At 29.7% G+C, this 15613-nt stretch carries 13 protein-coding genes and 3 pseudogenes; 15 read left to right on the plus strand and 1 reads right to left on the minus strand.

Features of this window, described 5'->3' with window-relative positions; translation table 11 throughout:
- The first annotated feature begins 49 nt into the window (after nucleotides 1–49).
- The 5 genes and pseudogenes from spoIIR to LEQ07_RS12185 all read left to right on the plus strand — a co-directional run bounded on the left by spoIIR (nucleotide 50) and on the right by LEQ07_RS12185 (nucleotide 3610).
- Nucleotides 50–615 (plus strand): annotated as a pseudogene (spoIIR, locus tag LEQ07_RS12165) (stage II sporulation protein R).
- Nucleotides 616–678: 63 nt separating this feature from the next.
- Nucleotides 679–1206 carry a cell wall hydrolase gene (locus tag LEQ07_RS12170; protein WP_046822728.1) on the plus strand — a complete coding sequence of 176 codons (528 nt, stop codon included), beginning with the start codon at nucleotides 679–681 and terminating at the stop codon, nucleotides 1204–1206.
- A gap of 127 nt (nucleotides 1207–1333) precedes the next feature.
- A pseudogene (locus LEQ07_RS12175) lies at nucleotides 1334–2400 on the plus strand (D-alanine--D-alanine ligase).
- 17 nt (nucleotides 2401–2417) lie between these two features.
- Entirely contained in the window at nucleotides 2418–3227 is an 810-nt protein-coding gene (gene murI, locus LEQ07_RS12180) for a glutamate racemase (RefSeq protein WP_046822730.1), read from the plus strand.
- 59 nt (nucleotides 3228–3286) lie between these two features.
- The gene (locus LEQ07_RS12185) at nucleotides 3287–3610 is read left to right on the plus strand and encodes a DUF1934 domain-containing protein (RefSeq protein ID WP_263330847.1); all 324 of its coding nucleotides are present in this window, start codon (nucleotides 3287–3289) and stop codon (nucleotides 3608–3610) included.
- A gap of 128 nt (nucleotides 3611–3738) precedes the next feature.
- Here LEQ07_RS12185 and LEQ07_RS12190 read toward each other — a convergent pair whose 3' ends face one another.
- The gene (locus LEQ07_RS12190; RefSeq protein WP_052952010.1) at nucleotides 3739–4437 is read right to left on the minus strand and encodes a polysaccharide deacetylase family protein; all 699 of its coding nucleotides are present in this window, start codon (nucleotides 4435–4437) and stop codon (nucleotides 3739–3741) included.
- A gap of 261 nt (nucleotides 4438–4698) precedes the next feature.
- Here LEQ07_RS12190 and tilS point away from each other — a divergent pair, with 261 nt between their 5' ends.
- The 10 genes and pseudogenes from tilS to LEQ07_RS12240 all read left to right on the plus strand — a co-directional run bounded on the left by tilS (nucleotide 4699) and on the right by LEQ07_RS12240 (nucleotide 15419).
- Nucleotides 4699–6087: a tRNA lysidine(34) synthetase TilS gene (tilS, locus tag LEQ07_RS12195; RefSeq protein ID WP_046822731.1), complete on the plus strand. Its 1389-nt coding sequence runs from the start codon at nucleotides 4699–4701 to the stop codon at nucleotides 6085–6087.
- A gap of 31 nt (nucleotides 6088–6118) precedes the next feature.
- A pseudogene (ftsH, locus tag LEQ07_RS12200) lies at nucleotides 6119–8096 on the plus strand (ATP-dependent zinc metalloprotease FtsH).
- 65 nt (nucleotides 8097–8161) lie between these two features.
- Entirely contained in the window at nucleotides 8162–9139 is a 978-nt protein-coding gene (locus LEQ07_RS12205) for a biotin--[acetyl-CoA-carboxylase] ligase (protein WP_046822733.1), read from the plus strand.
- Nucleotides 9132–10091, plus strand: a complete 960-nt coding sequence (locus LEQ07_RS12210; protein WP_046822734.1) for a P1 family peptidase — start codon at nucleotides 9132–9134, stop codon at nucleotides 10089–10091. The genes LEQ07_RS12205 and LEQ07_RS12210 overlap by 8 nt, the downstream gene beginning before the upstream one ends.
- Before the next feature lie 155 nt (nucleotides 10092–10246).
- A complete protein-coding gene (locus LEQ07_RS12215) occupies nucleotides 10247–10843 on the plus strand; it encodes an ECF transporter S component (RefSeq protein ID WP_332840850.1) in 597 nt (198 codons plus the stop codon).
- Nucleotides 10844–10860: 17 nt separating this feature from the next.
- Entirely contained in the window at nucleotides 10861–11631 is a 771-nt protein-coding gene (locus LEQ07_RS12220; protein WP_046822735.1) for a type III pantothenate kinase, read from the plus strand.
- 101 nt (nucleotides 11632–11732) lie between these two features.
- Nucleotides 11733–12701, plus strand: coding sequence for a tRNA dihydrouridine synthase DusB (gene dusB / locus LEQ07_RS12225; protein ID WP_263330848.1), 969 nt, complete (start codon nucleotides 11733–11735; stop codon nucleotides 12699–12701).
- Nucleotides 12702–12802: 101 nt separating this feature from the next.
- Nucleotides 12803–13282, plus strand: coding sequence for a transcription elongation factor GreA (gene greA, locus LEQ07_RS12230; RefSeq protein WP_021429468.1), 480 nt, complete (start codon nucleotides 12803–12805; stop codon nucleotides 13280–13282).
- Nucleotides 13283–13297: 15 nt separating this feature from the next.
- Nucleotides 13298–14824, plus strand: a complete 1527-nt coding sequence (gene lysS, locus LEQ07_RS12235) for a lysine--tRNA ligase (protein WP_046822737.1) — start codon at nucleotides 13298–13300, stop codon at nucleotides 14822–14824.
- A 391-nt stretch (nucleotides 14825–15215) separates the two neighbouring features.
- The gene (locus tag LEQ07_RS12240; RefSeq protein ID WP_046822738.1) at nucleotides 15216–15419 is read left to right on the plus strand and encodes a hypothetical protein; all 204 of its coding nucleotides are present in this window, start codon (nucleotides 15216–15218) and stop codon (nucleotides 15417–15419) included.
- Nucleotides 15420–15613 lie beyond the last annotated feature (194 nt).

The raw sequence follows: 15613 nt of genomic DNA on the forward strand, positions 1-15613 counted from the left end.
AAAGTTAAGAATATTAGGATTGAGTGTTTTATTAATAGCTATGATTATAATGAGTACTATATATATTTTTGGGGAAGTAACTAAAGTTGAAAGAGTTTCAAGTAATTATAAAGATAAATTAATAAGATTTCATGTTTTAGCAAATAGTGATAGTGACGAAGACCAAGCTTTAAAATTGAAAGTAAGAGATGAAGTTATCAAGTATTTACAACCAATGTTAAAGAAATCTAATAGTATAGAAGAAAGTGAAAAGATAATTTTATCTCAGAAAAAAACTTAGAAAAAATATCTAAAAATATTATTGAGGAAAATGGGTATACTTATGAAGTGAAGGTTAATTTGGAATATACTAATTTTCCTGCAAAACAATATTCAAATATAGTTTTACCAGCAGGAGAGTATAAAGCTTTAAGAATAATTATAGGTGAAGGACAAGGTAGAAATTGGTGGTGCGTTATGTTTCCTCCCCTATGCTTTGTTGATGAAAATAATGGTGTTATAGACAAGGAGACAGATGAAAAGTTAAAAAAGGTATTAACAGATGAAGAATATAAGTTGATATCAGGAGAAAATATTGAAAAAGCATCTAATAAAAAATCAAATTTAAAATATTAGAAATAATAGAGGATTTAAAGTCTAACAAGAAATAATATATTTTAAAGGAGTGGATTTTACGACATGAAGTATCACACCAAATTCTTTTTAGCGATGTTTACTCTGCTAATTTTAACACTTAATAGTAATAGTGTATTTGCTGATAGCGATACACAAAATAGCTATAGAATTGAAAGTAATAAGTTTGTTAGCAATAATAAAGAAAATAAATCAGAAGCAAAAGAAGTTATAAGCATTACAAATGATGAATTGTATCTATTATCTAAATTGGTATCTAGTGAAGCTCGAGGAGAAGAATATGAAGGACAAGTTGCTGTAGCTGCAGTTGTAATAAATAGAGTTTTAGATTCTAGGTTTCCAGGAAATATAAAAGATGTTATTTATCAAAGAAATGCATTTTCAGTAGTAGATAATGGTGAGATTTATAAGGAACCAACAGATAGTGCATATAAGGCAGCTAGGGAAGCTTTGTATGGAAATGATCCTACGAGTGGAGCAATATATTTTTGGAATCCTAAAATTTCAACATGTAACTGGATTAAAAAACTAGATCCATATAAAAGAATAGGAAATCATGTATTTGCAAAATAGATAAATATTAAAAATAAAGGAGTAACTACTCCTTTATTTTTTTGTTAAATGAACTATAATAATCACTTAGATAATAAAAATGCATATAATTATAAAAATACAAATTAAATTAGAAGGGTGAAATAAGATGAGAAAATTAAGTGTAGCATTAATTTTCGGTGGAAAATCCGGTGAACATGATGTTTCAAGAATTTCAGCTTCATCTATATTTAAGAATATAAATAAAGAAAAATATGATATACACACAATAGGAATAACTAAAGACGGGAAATGGATGTATTACAGTGGTTCTGCAGAAAATATTGAAAATGGAAAATGGGAAGGATTAGCGGATAAAACTGTTAAAATTAATTTGATACCTAATGGAAATTCTAAAGTAGGTATAGAATTTAATGATGGAGGCTTTAAACAGATCGATGTTTTATTTCCTGTACTTCATGGACCTTATGGAGAAGATGGAAAGATACAAGGGCTATTTGACATAAGTAATATCCCGTATGTTGGATGTGGGGTTTTAGCGTCTAGTGTAGGGATGGATAAACTTATATGTAAGAAAGTATTTACTCAAATTGGATTACCTCAAGTAAATTATACTTATACAACGAAATGGGAATTTGATATAAGTAAGAATGATGAGCTTGATAGAATAGAGCAAACTTTAAATTATCCTATATTTGTTAAGCCAGCTAATATGGGTTCTAGTGTAGGGATATCAAAGGTATCTAATAGAAATGAGCTTTTAATTGGAATAAATGAAGCTTTAAAGTATGATAGAAGAATAGTATTAGAACAAGGTATAGATGCAAGAGAAATTGAAGTTGCTGTTTTAGGAAATGATGAAGTTAAATCATCAATAGCTGGAGAAATAATACCTGCAAAAGATTTTTATGATTATGAAGATAAATATATAAATGGAGTATCCAAGCTAGAAATACCTGCTAACATTAATGCAGAAACTATGAAAAAATAAGACAAATGGCTATAGATGCTTTTAAAGCTATAGATGGTAAAGGTCTTTCTAGAGTAGATTTTTTTATTGATAAAAAAGATGGAGAAATTTATATAAATGAAATAAATACTTTACCGGGATTTACGAATATAAGTATGTATCCAAAACTTTGGGATGCAACGGGAATACAATACACTGACCTTATAGACAATTTAATAAAATTAGCTATAGAGGATAGACAATAGAAGAAGGTGCATGTTAAATGAATAATAATTCAATTGGAGTTTTTGATTCGGGATTAGGAGGGCTTACAGTTTTAAAAGAAATAACTAGTATACTTCCTAGTGAAAATATAGTATATTTTGGAGATACAGCTAGAGTTCCTTATGGATCAAGATCTAAAGAAACAGTTATTAAATACACTTTTCAAGCTATTAATTTTTTAATATCTAAAGGTGTTAAGGCGATAGTAATAGCTTGTAATACAGCAACTGCTAGAAGCTTAGAACTAGCACAAGCAAAGTATGATATACCTATAATAGGTGTTATAGAAGCTGGAGCTAGAACTGCTGCTTATACTACTAAAAATAAAGTTGTAGGAGTTATAGGGACAGAAGGGACTATAAATTCAAAAGCTTATGAGGGCGAAATTCATAAGTTGGATGATCGAATAACAATAATTGGAAAGGCTTGTCCATTATTTGTTCCTATAGTTGAAGAAGGCTGGGCAAATACGGAAGTAGCAGAGTTAACAGCTAAAAAATATTTAGAAGAGTTACAGGCTTCAAATATAGATTCATTAGTTTTAGGGTGTACTCATTATCCACTTTTAAAGAAAACTATAAATAAAGTATTAGAGGGTAAAATATCTTTAGTAAATCCTGCTAGAGAAACAGCTAAAGATTTAAAAGATGTTTTAACTAAAAACAATCTGTTAAATACTAATGCAGATAAAGGTGGATACTATAAATATTACGTATCTGATATACCTGAAAGGTTTGCATCTATAGGTAAAGAGTTTCTTAATCGAGAAATAACGGATATAGAACAAGTTGAAATTCAAAAATACTAGTGAAAATATAAACTTTAGGTAAAACTCACCTAAGGTTTATATTATTATGGAGGTTAAATATGATCGATGTAAATATATCTATGCATACAAAGCAATATGACAATTTAGGTAATGAAGATTTAATAGAAGTTACATCTAAAGGAAGTATGTATGAGAAAAATAATGATATATACATAGTTTATAAAGAAGAATTAGAAGAAGAATCTGTTCATGTAACAACTACGATTAAAGTTTCAGAAAATGAAGTTTCGATAAAAAGATTTGGGGCTGTTAAATCTGATATGAAATTTGTTCAAGGAGCAGAGACAATAACAAGATATAGAACGCCACAAGGATTGTTTGATATAAAAATAAATACTCAAAAACTAGAAATAAAAAAATAAATAAATCTATACAGTTAAATATAGAGTATAATATGTGTATAGATGGATTATTTGAAGGAATAAATAAAGTGAGTATATATGCACAAGAGCTTAATTAAAGCTGACTAATTATTAGTCAGCTTTTAAAATTAATAAAAATTTCTATTCCACCAATTCATTGGAGTTTGATTTTGGCTTATGACCCTAATTTCATAACTATTATTTTTTAAATACTCCAATACACTAGGTAAAGCTTTTACAGTTGTTTGTTTATCATGAAATAAGATAACTGAATTGACAGATTCATTTAAGGAATTTTTAGTGTTAGAAACTATAGATGATACAGTGGCATTTTTATGTGTATCTGTGCTATCTATGCTCCAATCCCAAAGGTTATAACCAGAGTTAACTAAACTATAATATTGATTTTTTGTTAGGTAAGGTTTGCTACCATAAGGAACTCTAACTAGTTTAGTATCATAACCTGTTAAATTTTTCAGTGTATGTCTTGTATTATTAATTTCATTTAAAGCAGATGAACCAGAAGAATAAAACACTGCTTTCTCATGGCTTTGACCATGCAAGCCTATTGAATGACCTTCTTTAAGCATCCTATTGACTATGTCGGGATATAAGGTTATTCTATCTTCTAATACAAAAAAAGTTGCTTTCATATTATACTTACTTAATAAATCTAATATTTCAGGAGTATTTTTATTTGGACCATCGTCAAATGTAATATAAGCAGTTTTTTTATCAACTTGTGTACTTTCGAGACAATGGGAATTAATTGAAATAAAAGATACTAATACGAATGATGTAATTAAAACTGATAAAAATTTTTTCATTTTTGATTACTCCTTACTTAAAATTAATTTTGTAAATAGTATTTTATACTCTTATTGTATGATATTATTTTAAATATATTTAAGTAATGTGAATTTTATATTGGTGGAATTAAATGTATGTAAAAAACTACCCCTAGATTAATTTATTTGGTATTATATTATTTAACAAGGTTTTAAAATAAAATAATTTTTACAAGGATTTAAGAAGTTTTTATAGAAAGTATACTTGAGTCAAAAAACTAAGTATAAGAGGTATGATTTATGATAGTAGATAGAGTACGAAGTACTATAAATAAATATAATTTATTACAAAAGGGTGATAAAATAGTATTAGGTCTATCAGGAGGACCAGACTCAGTGTGTTTATTGCATGTATTAAAGCAACTAGAGGAAGAATACGATATTTCTATATATGCAGCACACTTAAATCACCAAATAAGAGGTATAGAAGCACAAAAGGATGTTATGTATATATCTCAATTATGTGATAGTTTAGGTATTAAATTTTTTGTTAAATCAATAAATGTGCCTGAATATTGTAAAAAAAATGGATTATCAATAGAAGAAGGTGCCAGAAAATTAAGATATGAAATGTTTTATGAGATAAAACAAAAAACTAAATCAAATAAAATAGCGATAGGACATAACCTAAACGATCAAGCAGAAACTATTCTCATGAGAATGATGAGAGGTACTGGATTACAAGGATTAAAAGGTATTGAATATAAGAGAGATGAAACTATAATTAGACCTATTCTTGATATAGAAAGAAGTAGTATAGAATCATATTGTGAGGAATATAATTTAAATCCGAGAATAGATAGTACAAATTTAGAAAACATATATACTAGAAATAAAATAAGATTAGATCTAATTCCGTATATGCAAGAAAATTTTAATACTAATGTGATTGAATCTATATGTAGAATGGGTAATAACTTAAAGCTAGATAATGATTATATTGAAGAAGAGGGAAATAAAAAATTTAAAGAGGTTTCAAAATTAAATAATAATGCAAGTGTTGAAATCATATTAGATAAATATATTGATTTACACAAAGCAATAAAAAGTAGAATAATTAGAAATTCTATTAAGTATATTTTAGGAGATACTAATTTTGTAGATCAAAAGCATATCGAAGATGTATTTGATTTAGAGAATGAAGATAAAATAAATAAAAAATTAGTTTTACCTAGAGGTTTGTTTGTATATAGAAATAATGATAGTATATTATTTACTAATGAAGAAATAACATATGAAGATTTCGAATTTAATTATAATGTTCCTAAAGATGGAGTTATAAAAATAAAAGAAACTGGAGTCTTTATAGAAACTAAGACAATGAGCATTGAAAGATTTAAAAGTATGAAAGCTGATAAATCCTCTAAAGGATTTGATTTAGATAAATTTAAAGGAGGGATAGTAGTAAGAAATAGAGAATCTGGGGATAAAATAAAACTTGCGGGAGGAAGCAAGAAATTAAAAAGTTTATTCATAGATTTGAAAATACCAAGGGAAAAAAGAAGTAAAATTCCTGTATTGGTAGATAATGAAGAAGTAGTTTGTGTTGGAGATTATAAGATTAGTGAAAATTATAAAATTGATGCAAATACAAAAGAAGTCTTAAAGATTACCTTTAAGAAACTATAAATTAAAACAACTTACGAAAGGAGGGCTTCTTTTGAATAAGATTTTAAAGGGAGCAGGTTTCTATCTACTTATATTTATAATTATCGTGGGGATAGTACAGTTCTCAGGTAGTCCAACAGAGAAAGTAGAAGAAATGAAGTTTTCGAGTGTCTACAGAGAGCTTATGAAAGAAAACATATCTAGCATAAAGATTGTAGAAGACACGGTTATAGAGGGAACTATAAAGAGTACAAATAAAAAGTTTAAAACATACATACCACAAGAGATTCAATCAGAAAAGCTTGCAGATCAATTATTAAAACAAGCTAACGAAGGTAAATTACAATTAATTGGGGCGCCAAAACCAACGACTCCTTGGTTCTTTGATATAATACCATCGCTACTTATGCTTTCTTTGTATTAATACTATGGTTTGTATTTATGAATCAGTCTCAAGGTGGAGGCGGAAAGTTATGAACTTTGGAAAATCAAAAGCGAAAGTTCATAAAGATGATGATAAAACAAGAGTTACATTTAAAGATGTAGCAGGACTTAACGAAGAAAAAGAAGATTTACAAGAAGTTGTTGACTTCTTGAAAAACCCTAAAAAATATATTGATTTAGGAGCTAGAATACCTAAAGGTATATTAATGGTTGGACCTCCAGGAACAGGTAAAACATATTTATCAAGAGCAGTTGCAGGAGAAGCGGGAGTTCCATTCTTTAGTATAAGTGGATCAGATTTCGTTGAAATGTTTGTTGGGGTAGGAGCTTCAAGGGTTAGATCTTTATTTGAAGATGCTAAGAAAAATGCTCCAGCTATAATATTTATAGATGAGATTGATGCGGTTGGTAGAAAAAGAGGTGCAGGACTTGGTGGAGGTCATGATGAAAGAGAGCAAACTCTTAACCAATTACTAGTTGAAATGGATGGATTTGGTGTTAATCAAGGGATAATAATAATGGCTGCAACAAACAGACCTGATATATTAGACCCAGCACTTTTAAGACCTGGTAGATTTGATAGACAAGTGGTTGTAGGAGCACCGGATGTAAAAGGTAGAGAAGCTATATTTAAGGTTCATTCTAAGAATAAACCATTAGCAGAGGATGTTAAGATTGAAGTTCTTGCAAGGAGAACTCCAGGATTCACGCCTGCTGATATAGAAAACTTAATGAATGAAGCAGCTATACTTACAGCTAGAAAAAGAGAAAAGAAAATTCATATGGAAACTATAGAGGAAGCTATAACTAAAGTAATAGCAGGTGTTGCTAAAAAGTCTAGAGTTATAAGTGAACCAGAAAGAAAGTTAACAGCGTATCATGAAGCAGGTCATGCTGTATGTGCACATGTTCTTAAGCATGTAAGCCCTGTTCATCAAGTTACAATTGTTCCTAGAGGGAGAGCTGGTGGATTTACAATGCAACTTCCAGTTGAAGATAAATTCTATGCTACTAAGAATGAAATGAAAGAAAACATAATTGTTTTACTTGGTGGTAGAGTTGCAGAAGAGTTAACTTTAGATGATATATCTACAGGAGCGTCAAATGATTTAGAAAGAGTTTCAGCAACTGCTAGACAAATGGTTACTAAATATGGAATGAGTTCTAAATTAGGACCTATGACATTTGGAGATGGAGAAGAAGAAGTATTCTTAGGAAATAGTATAGGCAGCAAGAGAAACTATTCTGAAGAAGTTGCATTTGAAATAGATAAAGAAATAAAAGATATCGTTAATGCGGCTTATAAAAACACCAAACAATTATTAACTGATAATATGGATAGATTAGAATATGTAGCTCAAGCATTATTAATATACGAAACATTAGATGCAGATCAGTTTATAAAAGCGTTTAATAAAGAGTTATCATTAGATCCTAAATTAGAAAATGCTGCAACAGAAGAAACTATCAATAAAGAAGATGCTATTGAAGTTGATTTTAAAGAGGCAAAGAAAGATGAAATTCAGGATGCAGATGTTAATAATAACAATAATGTAGATAATGACAAAGATCAAATAGATGAGTAATAAAAAATGAGGCTAGGGTTTTCCCTAGCCTTTACTTTAATTATTAATTAGATAGAGGTGTTATTTTGAGAGAAAAAATTGTTAATTTATTATTAAATAGTGATTTAGAATTTATATCAGGAGAAGAAATTTCAAAACAATTAGGAATTTCTAGAACAGCTGTATGGAAGCATATTAATGTTTTAAAAGAACAAGGATATGAAATAGAGTCAGTTAATAAAAAAGGATACAGATTAAAAGAATCACCAAATGATATTTTAAGTAAAGAAAATATACTACATAATCTTAAAACTAAGTTTATAGGAAAGGAAATAATACATTTTGATTCTATAGATTCTACAAATAATTATGCTAAGTCAATAGCTAACGAAGCTACAGATGGAACTGTGATTTTAAGTGAAGAACAAGTGAGTGGAAGAGGTAGATTAGGAAAGTGCTGGCACTCTGAAAAGCATGAAGGAATATGGATGAGTATAATTCTAAAGCCAAATATACTTCCTATGGATGCGCCTTTTATAACCTTAGTTGCTGGAGCGAGTATAGTTAAAGCATTAAGAAACTTAGGGGTAGAAGCTACTATAAAATGGCCTAATGATATTATATTAAATGGAAAGAAAACTTGTGGGATACTAACAGAGCTTTCGGCAGAGATAGAGAGAGTTAATTATATTGTGGTAGGCATTGGAATAAATGTAAAAACTATTAATTTTCCTGAGGAGATAGGAAATATTGCAACATCAATACAAAGAGAAGGATATGAAATATCCAGAGTTGATATTGTTAGAAATATACTTAGTGAATTTGAATTAAAATATAATTCGTATATAAATGAAAATGATAAAAGTTCTACTCTAGATGTATGTAAAAATTACTCTGCGATTATAGGTAAAGAAATATATACCATAAAAAATAATGTTAAAGAACAAGTTACTTGTATAGATATAAATGAAAATGGAGATTTAGTAGTTAAAGATAAAAATGGAAAATTAAAAGAAATTATATCGGGAGAAGTTTCTATAAGAGGAGAGCATGGATATGTTTAATAATATTTTAGACGTAAAAGGTATAAAAGTTGGACAGGTAGAGGATAAAGAAGGATTAACAGGGTGCACTGTTATTATATGTGAAGATGGAGGGGTTTGTGGAGTTGATGTTAGAGGCTCAGCTCCAGGAACTAGAGAAACTGATTTATTAGATCCTATAAATATGGTTCAGAAAGTCCATGCTATTGTGTTATCAGGAGGTTCTGCGTTTGGATTGGAATCTACATGTGGGGTTAGTAGATATCTAGAAGAAAAAGGAATAGGGTTTGATGTTGGAGTAGGGAAAGTTCCTATAGTTACTGGTGCGGTTTTATTTGATTTAGGAGTAGGAGATCCTAAATGTAGACCAAATATAGAAATGGGATACAAAGCTTGCCAAATAGCTAATGATATTGAACTTAAGCAAGGGAATTATGGTGCTGGATGTGGAGCTACAGTTGGAAAAATAAGAGGAAATGAGTTTTGTACAAAGGGAGGTATAGGGAGTTATTCAATTAAATTAGACAATGGATTGGTGGTTTCTGCGATTATAGCTGTGAATGCATTTGGTGATGTATATGAAAATGGACAAGTTATAGCTGGTGTTTTAAATGATGATAAAACTGATTTTTTAAATACGTATGATTTAATGAAAAAAGGTGTTAATAAGGGTGGCTTTAATATAGACAATACTACTATAGGTGCAGTTGTAACCAATGCTAAATTATCAAAAGCTGAATGTAAAAAAATATCACAGATGGCTCATAATGGTTTTGCTAAATCTATATTCCCCATACATACTCCTCATGATGGAGATACGATATTTACATTAGCAACGGGCGAAGTTGAAACTGATATAACATTATTAGGTTCAATAGCAAGTGAAGTTGTGGAAAAAAGTGTAATAAACGCAATAAAAAATGCATCGAAAACTAATAACATACTATCGTACAATGAAATTAATTTGAAATAAGAATTATTGACAATGTTATTTCATATTGATAAAATTGTTTTGTTGCAGCTGGCATCCATAAAAAATAGGAGCCTGACTGATTTATTGTATAGATAATTGATTAGTGAAAAATAAAAAGTCCGGCATCTATAAGAGCTGGAACGGAGGTAAATTTTATGATGAAAACACAGGTTCAAACAAGAAAGAAAATAAATGTTAGACAAATGGCGATAATAGGTATGTTATCTGCTATATCAATAATGCTATCAATGACACCTTTAGGATTTATACCAATTGGACCCATTGATGCAACTATAATGCATATACCTGTAATAATAGGTTCTATAATAGAAGGGCCTGTGGTAGGAGGAATAATAGGATTTATTTTTGGATTTACAAGCTTTATAAGAGCTATTACAATGCCAAAACCAACTTCATTCATATTTATGAATCCTTTTATATCTATACTACCTAGAGTTATAATGGGAATTGTGTCATTCTATGTATATAAAGGTGTATTTAAAATAATGAAAAAAACATCAGTTGCAGGTGCTTTTTCAGGGTTGATAGGTTCTCTTATAAATACATTTGGTGTTTTAGGAATGGTATATTTCTTATATGCACAAAGATACGTAGAAGCTATAGGAGGAGATACATCCACGGCTGGAGCTGTAATATTAGGTATTGCTACTACTAATGGAATCCCCGAAGCTATAGTTGGAGCTTTAGTAGTATCAGGAGTTGTAGCTATACTAAAGAAAAGCAAAAAATAGAAAGAAGGTTAGAGTAGATGCTTTTAGTATTTGACGTTGGTAATACGAACATGGTCTTAGGTATATATGAGGGAAAAGAGTTAAAAAATTATTGGAGAATTAGTACGGATAAAGCAAAGACATCTGATGAATATGGGATGTTGATAAATAATTTATTTCAATATGACAATGTAGACAAAAATTCAATAAAAGATATAATAATATCATCAGTTGTACCTAATGTTATGCATTCACTTGAAAATTTCTGTGTGAAATATTTCAATAAACAACCTTTAATAGTTGGACCTGGTATAAAAACAGGATTAAATATTAAATATGATAACCCTAAACAAGTAGGAGCAGATAGGATAGTAAATGCTGTAGCTGCTATAGAAAAATATAAATCACCGATGATAATAATAGATTTTGGAACAGCTACAACATTTTGTGCAATATCAGAAAAGGGAGAGTACTTGGGTGGGACTATAGCGCCAGGTATAAAGATATCAAGTGAAGCTTTATTCCAAAGAGCATCAAAACTTCCTAGAGTTGAACTGTTAAAACCTGGAATGACGATTTGCAAGAATACAGTTTCGGCTATGCAATCGGGGATAATATATGGATATGTAGGATTAGTAGACAAGATTATAGCTATGATGAAAAAGGAATTAGGAAATGAAGATATAAAAGTAATAGCTACTGGAGGACTTTCATCATTGATAGCATCAGAAACTGATAGTATAGATTGTGTAGATAAAAATTTAACCCTAGAGGGATTAAAAATTATTTACAATAAAAATAAAGAATAGTAGCAGGGAATTGGATTTTACATCCAGTTCCTTTTTTATGATAAGTTTATTAAATAAATTGGGTATATTTATAATAAATATATTAATAAAGGAGACCGTATATGAAAATAGGAAATGTTACGTTAGACAATAAAGTGTTTTTATCTCCTATGGCAGGAGTAACAGATTTACCTTTTAGGCTTATATGTAAAGAACAAGACTGTGGAATGTTGTACACAGAAATGATAAATGCAAAAGCACTTTGCTATGATGATCAAAATACGAAAAAAATGCTTAAAATAGAAGAGGAAGAACATCCGGTAGCAGTGCAAATTTTTGGTTCGGATCCAGCATTTATGGGAGGAGCAGCGGAAATACTAAATGAATATCCTAATGAAATATTGGATATAAATATGGGATGTCCGGCCCCTAAGGTTGTAAAAAATGGTGATGGATCAGCTCTTATGAGAAATCCGAAGTTAGCTGAAGAAGTTTTAAAATCTGTTGTAAAGAACTCTAAAAAACCTGTTACTTTAAAGATTAGAAAAGGTTGGGATGACAATAATATAAATGCAGTTGAAATAGCTAAAATAGCAGAAGCTTCTGGGATAAGTGCATTAGCTATACATGGTAGAACTAGGGAACAATATTACTCTGGCAAGGCTGACTGGGATATAATAGCTAAAATAAAAGAAAATATAAACATACCAGTAATAGGTAACGGAGATGTTTTTGAAGTTGAAGATGCTATAAACATGATAAATAAAACTAAATGTGATGCTATAATGATAGGTAGGGGAGCTCAAGGGAACCCTTGGATATTTAAAAGAATCAACCATTATATGAAAACAGGAGAAATTTTACCTGAGCCTACAGGTGAAGAAAAAATAAACGCAGCTTTAAAACATCTTAAATTAGCAATAGATGAACATGGAGAATATGTAGCTGTAAGAGAAATGAGAAAACATATTGCATGGTACTTAAAAGGACTTAGAGGTTCGGCTAAATTAAGAGATGAAATTAACAAGATAGAAAGCTATGAAGAAGTAGTAAACAAGCTACGTGACTACTTATCGCACTCCTTGACATAAGGGTGATAGTAATTTATAATATAGCGCATAAATAGTATAAGATATAAAATTAATTTTGTTTAATGTTAAATAAAAATCAAAGAGAAGGAGCTGTAGGGGTTATGGAAGATAATAAGGAAATATTATTAACTCAAGAAGGATATCAAAAATTAGAAGATGAGGTTGAGCATCTGAAATCAGTTAGAAGAAGAGAAGTTGCTGAGAGAATAAAGGTAGCTATATCTTTTGGAGATATATCAGAGAATGCTGAGTATGATGAAGCTAAAAATGAGCAAGCACAAGTTGAAGAAAGAATAATGAAGCTTGAAAATATGCTTAGAAAAGCAGTTATAATAGATGAATCTAAAATAGATTCAAATATAGTTACTATAGGATCTATAGTAAAAGTTAATGATATGGAGTTCGAAGAAGAAGTAGAATACACAATAGTTGGTTCTGCAGAAGCTGATCCATATGAAGGTAAGATATCTAACGAATCACCTGTAGGAAAAGCTCTTTTAGGTAGAGCTAAAGGAGAAGTAGTAGATGTTCAAGTTCCTGATGGTATTGCTAAATTCGAGATATTAGAAATAAGAAGATAATCTGGAGGTATACAAATGAATAATGATCAACAAAACGTTAATGATCAAGCTAAAGAAGAACTTACAGAAGTACTTAAAGTAAGAAGAGAGAAATTAGCTAAATTACAAGAGATGGGAAGAAATCCATTCCATATAAGTAGATATGATAGAACTAACTGTTCTACAGATATAAAGAATGACTTTGAAGCTTTTGAAGGTAAGGTTGTTAAACTAGCTGGACGTATAATGAGTAAGAGAATACAAGGTAAAGCTGGATTTATAGACATACAAGATCAAGAAGGAAGAATACAGTGCTATGTAAGATTAGATAGAATAGGTGAAGAAGAATATGCTGTGTTCTCTACATATGATATAGGTGACATAATAGGTATCGAAGGTGAAGTATTTAAAACTAAGAGAGAAGAGATATCTATAAAAGCTAATGATGTAAAATTATTAACTAAGTCTCTTCAAGTTCTTCCAGAGAAATACCATGGATTAAAAGATCAAGATTTAAGATATAGACAAAGATATGTTGATTTAATAGTTAACCCAGAAGTTAAAGATGCTTTCGTTACAAGAACTAAAGCTATGAAAGCTTTAAGATCTTATTTAGATGAAAGAGGATTCTTAGAAGTGGAGACTCCTATATTAAATACTATAGCTGGTGGAGCGAATGCTAGACCATTTATAACTCATCATAACACATTAGATATACCGATGTATTTAAGAATAGCTAATGAGTTGTACTTAAAGAGACTTATAGTAGGTGGATTTGATAAGGTATATGAAATGGGAAGAATGTTTAGAAATGAAGGTATGTCAATTAAACATAATCCTGAGTACACTGCTATAGAATTATACCAAGCATATGCAGATTATACAGATATGATGGAAATTACTGAAAATGTAATAGCTCATATGGCTGAAGCTGCAACTGGAAGTATGAAAATAGATTATCAAGGAACAGAAATAGACTTTACGCCTCCATGGAGAAGAATGACTATGGAAGAATGTGTAAAAGAGTATGCTGGTGTAGATTTCTCTACTATAGATACTGATGAAGAAGCATTAAAAGTAGCTAAAGAAAAAGGTATAGAAATAACTCCTGGTATGAGAAGAGGAGAGGTTATCAACGCTTTATTTGAAGAATTTGGTGAAGATAAGCTAGTTCAACCTACATTTATAACTCATCATCCAGTAGAAGTTTCTCCGCTTGCTAAGAGAAATGTAGAGGATCCTAGAAGAACAGATAGATTTGAAGCTTTCGCTAATAAGTGGGAATTAGCAAATGCATTCTCTGAACTTAATGATCCTATCGATCAAAAAGAGAGATTTATGGATCAATTAAGAAAGAAAGAGTTAGGTGATGATGAAGCTTGTGATATGGATGAAGACTTTGTAAATGCGCTAGAAGTAGGTCTACCTCCAACAGGCGGTCTAGGAATAGGGATAGATAGAGTTATGATGTTATTAACAAACTCTCCATCTATAAGAGATGTTATATTATTCCCTACAATGAAACCTATAAAAGAAAACTCTACAGATGAAATAGAAGAGTAAACAATAGATTAGAACCTTTCTAAAAATATTTTAGAAAGGTTTTTTTATGCTTAAGAAAATTACACTAAATAAAAAATTATGGATAATCTATGAAATATAGATATATTAATTAGGTTGATGTTGGCATAAAAAAAGTTTTGAGCAACGGACGAAGTCGTTGGCGACATAAAGTGGTTCGCAGACGTAGTCGCTCAAGTAAAGCGAATTTTTTTATATTTAATTCAACAGTAAAGAATTAATAGCGATATATAATTTTGAGAACAAATATTAAATGCTGAAAAAAACTGAAAGATAAGATTAGAAAATGATAGGTAATGGTGAAAAGTATATAAAGGAAAATGGAATAAAAATTTAGAAGTTAAGTATTAATAAAAAATTAGGGGGATTTGATATGAAAAATTTAATTAATTGGATGTGCCTTTTATCTGTGATGGGATTAGTTCTACAAGTTATGATTCATATAAATTCAGAAATTATAAGAGAATTTAATAGTGCTAAATCTAAAAAAACTAATATGAAAGCCAAACGCAAAAGTATTGCAAATACTAGAGTTAAAAGAACGGGGGAATATTATCAAGAAAAAATTGCAAAATAATTAAAAAAATATTACAAAAAGTGTTGACGTTGTTTAATAAAGGTGATATAGTATTACTTGTCCTTAAGAAACGGACGAAACACAAAAGAAAAAATGAACTTTGAAAATTAAACAGTAGGTTAATTATATAAATTCTTTTTTAAAGAATTAAACACAAACAACCAAGCCAGATATTCAGATAATGATTAGCTGAG

Source organism: Paraclostridium sp. AKS73, from assembly GCF_025671395.1.
Lineage (GTDB): Bacteria > Bacillota > Clostridia > Peptostreptococcales > Peptostreptococcaceae > Paraclostridium > Paraclostridium benzoelyticum.

Excerpts from the sequence above, each read along its gene's own strand:
- LEQ07_RS12170 (WP_046822728.1), top strand. The coding sequence starts at position 679 with ATGAAGTATCACACCAAATTCTTTTTAGCGATGTTTACTCTGCTAATT.
- murI (WP_046822730.1), top strand. The coding sequence starts at position 2,418 with ATGAATAATAATTCAATTGGAGTTTTTGATTCGGGATTAGGAGGGCTT.
- LEQ07_RS12185 (WP_263330847.1), top strand. The coding sequence starts at position 3,287 with ATGATCGATGTAAATATATCTATGCATACAAAGCAATATGACAATTTA.
- LEQ07_RS12190 (WP_052952010.1), bottom strand. The coding sequence starts at position 4,437 with ATGAAAAAATTTTTATCAGTTTTAATTACATCATTCGTATTAGTATCT.
- tilS (WP_046822731.1), top strand. The coding sequence starts at position 4,699 with ATGATAGTAGATAGAGTACGAAGTACTATAAATAAATATAATTTATTA.
- LEQ07_RS12210 (WP_046822734.1), top strand. The coding sequence starts at position 9,132 with ATGTTTAATAATATTTTAGACGTAAAAGGTATAAAAGTTGGACAGGTA.
- LEQ07_RS12215 (WP_332840850.1), top strand. The coding sequence starts at position 10,247 with ATGATGAAAACACAGGTTCAAACAAGAAAGAAAATAAATGTTAGACAA.
- LEQ07_RS12220 (WP_046822735.1), top strand. The coding sequence starts at position 10,861 with ATGCTTTTAGTATTTGACGTTGGTAATACGAACATGGTCTTAGGTATA.
- dusB (WP_263330848.1), top strand. The coding sequence starts at position 11,733 with ATGAAAATAGGAAATGTTACGTTAGACAATAAAGTGTTTTTATCTCCT.
- greA (WP_021429468.1), top strand. The coding sequence starts at position 12,803 with ATGGAAGATAATAAGGAAATATTATTAACTCAAGAAGGATATCAAAAA.
- lysS (WP_046822737.1), top strand. The coding sequence starts at position 13,298 with ATGAATAATGATCAACAAAACGTTAATGATCAAGCTAAAGAAGAACTT.
- LEQ07_RS12240 (WP_046822738.1), top strand. The coding sequence starts at position 15,216 with ATGAAAAATTTAATTAATTGGATGTGCCTTTTATCTGTGATGGGATTA.